This is a genomic window from Staphylococcus sp. EG-SA-2 (genome assembly GCF_017152085.1).
Window position 1 is genome coordinate 1 of the sequence record NZ_JACYHC010000495.1, and the last position, 4154, is coordinate 4154.

Annotated in this window: 8 protein-coding genes; all 8 read left to right on the plus strand. The window is 29.5% G+C overall.

Annotated features, from left to right (window positions below; translation table 11 throughout):
- Window positions 1-3: 3 nt before the first annotated feature.
- Window positions 4-615, plus strand: coding sequence for a DUF5080 family protein (locus IDG60_RS07735; RefSeq protein ID WP_000394917.1), 612 nt, complete (start codon window positions 4-6; stop codon window positions 613-615).
- Window positions 616-813: 198 nt separating this feature from the next.
- Complete coding sequence (locus IDG60_RS07740; protein WP_000141964.1) at window positions 814-1314, plus strand: TIGR01741 family protein; 501 nt, start codon at window positions 814-816, stop codon at window positions 1312-1314.
- 10 nt (window positions 1315-1324) lie between these two features.
- Complete coding sequence (locus IDG60_RS07745) at window positions 1325-1825, plus strand: TIGR01741 family protein (RefSeq protein WP_001837422.1); 501 nt, start codon at window positions 1325-1327, stop codon at window positions 1823-1825.
- A gap of 10 nt (window positions 1826-1835) precedes the next feature.
- Window positions 1836-2336, plus strand: a complete 501-nt coding sequence (locus IDG60_RS07750) for a TIGR01741 family protein (protein ID WP_000141966.1) — start codon at window positions 1836-1838, stop codon at window positions 2334-2336.
- 10 nt (window positions 2337-2346) lie between these two features.
- The gene (locus IDG60_RS07755) at window positions 2347-2847 is read left to right on the plus strand and encodes a TIGR01741 family protein (RefSeq protein ID WP_000863384.1); all 501 of its coding nucleotides are present in this window, start codon (window positions 2347-2349) and stop codon (window positions 2845-2847) included.
- A gap of 10 nt (window positions 2848-2857) precedes the next feature.
- Complete coding sequence (locus tag IDG60_RS07760) at window positions 2858-3358, plus strand: TIGR01741 family protein (RefSeq protein WP_000142136.1); 501 nt, start codon at window positions 2858-2860, stop codon at window positions 3356-3358.
- Window positions 3359-3368: 10 nt separating this feature from the next.
- Window positions 3369-3869: a TIGR01741 family protein gene (locus IDG60_RS07765; RefSeq protein ID WP_000142064.1), complete on the plus strand. Its 501-nt coding sequence runs from the start codon at window positions 3369-3371 to the stop codon at window positions 3867-3869.
- Between the two features lie 10 nt (window positions 3870-3879).
- On the plus strand, window positions 3880-4154 hold a 275-nt coding region (locus IDG60_RS07770), incomplete at its 3' end, for a TIGR01741 family protein (protein ID WP_206160593.1).

Here is a 4154-nt window from a genome sequence, read left to right on the forward strand (position 1 = left end):
AATATGGAGTTCTTATTATTAATTGTCGTAGCCGGACTGTATTATATTATATATTTAACTGCTGTGATGTATTCTGAAAAAATAGTAGTATTGCCTATAATCATCTATGCCATTGTGTTTGTAGTAATTGGTATCACTTATATTTTTATAGGTGACAGCTATGATCAGTTAACAAATTTCAATGTGATTTTGTATATGGGGAGTTTGTTTTATGCATGGATGGCTTTTAGAAATCTTTGGAACAGACCATTATTATTAAAATATAAGAACATTACAGATAGTTCAAGTGGAATAGTTAATAAATCTGAATATAATTCAGTTGAAAGCTTACGTATAAACATTGAAATAGCTAAGTATAAAGGGATTATTTCTTTGATAGTAGCTATAGTACTAACGGTATTAATGACATTAAAGTCAACGCCTCAAATTACTGCGGAAACACGTGACTTAAGTATCTCATTTTTCATACTCAGCTTATTTATCATTATTATATTTGCTGTTTGGGATTTAATTATTAGAGTTAGAAAAGGAGCGTTTGCTTTTGTTGTAATAAGGCCAATATTATTCAGTTGTTGGTTATTTATTCTGAATATGATTTTATCAAGATTAGTATAATGATAAGAAGTTGAATAAATTGTAATGTGAAAAATCATTGAGAATTTCTATTATTGTAACAATAGTTTCAGTTATTTTAGTTTCATTAGTTTATTTAGGTTTAAAATGAGTAATATTATTTTGAAGAAGCATTAAGCCACGTAGAGGTGTTGTTTAATGCTTTTTATTTAACGGTAATGAAAATATAGGGGAGATAACATGACTTTCGAAGAAAAACTAAATGAAATGTACAACGAGATTGCGAATAAGATTAGCAGCATGATACCGGTAGAGTGGGCAAAGGTATATGCAATGGCATATATCGATGAAGAATCTGGAGAAGTGTTTTTCAATTATACTGAACCAAGAAGTGATGAATTATTTTACTATACAAGCGTGATAAAAAAGTATAATATTTCGAGATCAGGATTTATGAATTCAGTATATGAGTTGCATGATCAATTTGAAAAACTAAGAGAATTGTTTATAGAAGAAGGACATGAACCATGGACATCATGTGAGTTTGATTTTACAAAAGAAGGTAAATTGAAAGTATCTTTTGATTATATAGATTGGTTAAATACAGAATTTGATCAATTGGGTCGTGAAAATTATTATATGTACAAAAAATTTGGGGTTATACCAGAAATGGAATATGAAATGGAAGAAATTAAAGAAATCGAGCAATATATTAAAGAGCAAGATGAAGCTGAACAATAGAGGCGATAACATGACTTTCGAAGAAAAACAAAGTGAAATGTACAATAAAATTGCAAATGAGATTAGTGGAATGATACCGGTTGAGTGGGAAAAGGTATATACAATTGCTTATGTAGATAATCAAGGTGGAGAGGTCATTTTTAATTATACTAAACCTGGAAGTGAAGAATTGAATTATTATTCAGATATTCCTAAAGATTGCAATGTCTCAAATGATATTTTTATGGATTTATGGATGAAAGTTTATCGAATGTTTGATGAGTTAAGAGAAACTTTTAAAAAAGAAGGACATGAACCATGGACATCATGTGAATTTGATTTTACAAGAGATGGTAAATTGAAAGTATCTTTTGATTATATAGATTGGTTAAATACAGAATTTGATCAATTGAGTCTTGAAAATTATTATATGTACAAAAAATTCGAGGTTATACCAGAAATGGAATATGAAATGGAAAAAATTAAAGAAATCGAACAATATATTAAAGAGCAAGAAGAAGCTGAAATATAGGGGAGATGACATGACTTTCGAAGAAAAACTAAATGAAATGTACAACGAGATTTCGAATAAAATTAGTAGCATGATACCAGTAGAATGGGAAAAGGTATATACAATGGCTTATATAGATGATGGAGGAGGTGAAGTATTCTTTAATTATACTAAACCAAACAGCGATGAATTGAATTATTACACCGATATACCTAAGGAGTATAACATTTCTGTGCAAGTATTTGATGATTTATGGATGGATTTATATGATTTGTTTGAGGAATTAAGAAATTTATTTAAAGAAGAAGGACTAGAACCATGGACATCATGCGAATTTGATTTTACAAGAGAAGGTACATTGAATGTATCTTTTGATTATATTGATTGGGTTAATACGGAGTTTGATCAATTAGGCCGTGAAAATTATTATATGTACAAAAAATTTGGGGTTATACCAGAAATGGAATATGAAATGAAAGAAATTAAAGAAATCGAACAATATATTAAAGAGCAAGATGAAGCTGAAATATAGGGGAGATAACATGGCTTTCGAAGAAAAACTAAATGAAATGTACAATGAGATTGCGAATAAAATTAGCAGTATGATACCGGTAGAATGGGAAACGGTATATGCAATGGCTTATGTAAATGAAAGAAGTGGAGAAGTGTTTTACAATTATACTGAACCAAGCAGTGATGAATTATTTTACTATACGAGCGTGTTAAATAAATATAATATACCAAGATCAGAATTTATGGACTCAGTATATGAATTATATAAGCAATTTGATAATTTAAGAGAATTGTTTATAGAAGAAGGACTCGAACCATGGACATCATGTGAATTTGACTTTACAAGAGATGGCAAATTGAATGTATCTTTTGATTATATTGATTGGGTGAATTCAGAATTTGGACCAATGGGAAGAGAACATTATTATATGTATAAAAAATTTGGAATTTGGCCTGAAAAAGAATATGCCATAAATTGGGTTAAAAAAATAAAAGATTATGTTAAAGAGCAAGATGAAGCTGAACTATAGGGGAGATAATATGACTTTCGAAGAAAAACTAAGTCAAATGTACAACGAGATTGCGAATAAGATTAGCAGTATGATACCGGTAGAGTGGGAAAAAGTATATACAATTGCTTATGTAGATGATCAAGGTGGAGAGGTCGTTTTTAATTATACTAAACCAGGTAGCGAGGACTTGAATTATTACACATATATCCCTAGAGAGTATAATGTCTCTGAAAAAGTATTTTATGATTTGTGGACGGATTTATATAGATTGTTTAAGAAGTTAAGAAACGCATTTAAAGAAGAAGATTTAGAACCATGGACATCATGTGAATTTGACTTTACAAGAGATGGTAAATTGAATGTTGTATTTGATTATGTTGATTGGATGAATTCAGAATTTGGTCCATCAGGAAAGGAAAACTACTATATGTATAAAAAGTTTGGTGTTTTACCAGAAACGGAATATGAAATTAATAAAGTTAAAGAAATCGAGCAATATATTAAAGAGCAAGATGAAGCTGAACTATAGGGGCGATAACATGACTTTCGAAGAAAAGCTAAGTCAAATGTACAATGAAATTGCAGATGAAATCAGTGGAATGATACCAGTAGAATGGGAAAATATATATACAATTGCCTATGTAACTGATCAAGGTGGAGAGGTCATTTTTAATTATACTAAACCAGGTAGCGATGAATTGAATTATTACACGGATATATCTAGAGATTATAATATTTCAGAAGAAATATTTGATGATTTATGGATGAATCTTTATTACTTGTTTATGAATTTGAGGGATTTATTTAAAAAAGAAGGTCTTGAACCATGGACATCATGTGAATTTGATTTTACAAGCGAAGGTAAATTAAAAGTTTCATTTGATTATATTGATTGGATAAATACAGAGTTTGATCAATTAGGCCGTGAAAACTATTATATGTATAAAAAGTTTGGTGTTTTACCAGAAATGGAATACGAAATGGAAGAAGTTAAAGAAATCGAGCAATATATTAAAGAGCAAGATGAAGCTGAACTATAGGGGCGATAACATGACTTTCGAAGAAAAATTAAGTCAAATGTACAACGAGATTGCGAATGAGATTAGTGGGATGATACCAGTAGAGTGGGAAAAAGTATATACAATTGCTTATGTAGATGATGAAGGTGGAGAAGTCGTTTTTAATTATACTAAACCAGGTAGTGATGAATTGAATTATTACACATATATCCCTAGAGAGTATAATGTCTCTGAAAAAGTATTTTATGATTTGTGGACGGATTTATATAGATTGTTTAAGAAGTTAAGAAACGCATTTAAAGAAGA

Excerpts from the sequence above, each read along its gene's own strand:
- IDG60_RS07735 (WP_000394917.1), top strand. The coding sequence starts at position 4 with ATGGAGTTCTTATTATTAATTGTCGTAGCCGGACTGTATTATATTATA.
- IDG60_RS07740 (WP_000141964.1), top strand. The coding sequence starts at position 814 with ATGACTTTCGAAGAAAAACTAAATGAAATGTACAACGAGATTGCGAAT.
- IDG60_RS07745 (WP_001837422.1), top strand. The coding sequence starts at position 1,325 with ATGACTTTCGAAGAAAAACAAAGTGAAATGTACAATAAAATTGCAAAT.
- IDG60_RS07750 (WP_000141966.1), top strand. The coding sequence starts at position 1,836 with ATGACTTTCGAAGAAAAACTAAATGAAATGTACAACGAGATTTCGAAT.
- IDG60_RS07755 (WP_000863384.1), top strand. The coding sequence starts at position 2,347 with ATGGCTTTCGAAGAAAAACTAAATGAAATGTACAATGAGATTGCGAAT.
- IDG60_RS07760 (WP_000142136.1), top strand. The coding sequence starts at position 2,858 with ATGACTTTCGAAGAAAAACTAAGTCAAATGTACAACGAGATTGCGAAT.
- IDG60_RS07765 (WP_000142064.1), top strand. The coding sequence starts at position 3,369 with ATGACTTTCGAAGAAAAGCTAAGTCAAATGTACAATGAAATTGCAGAT.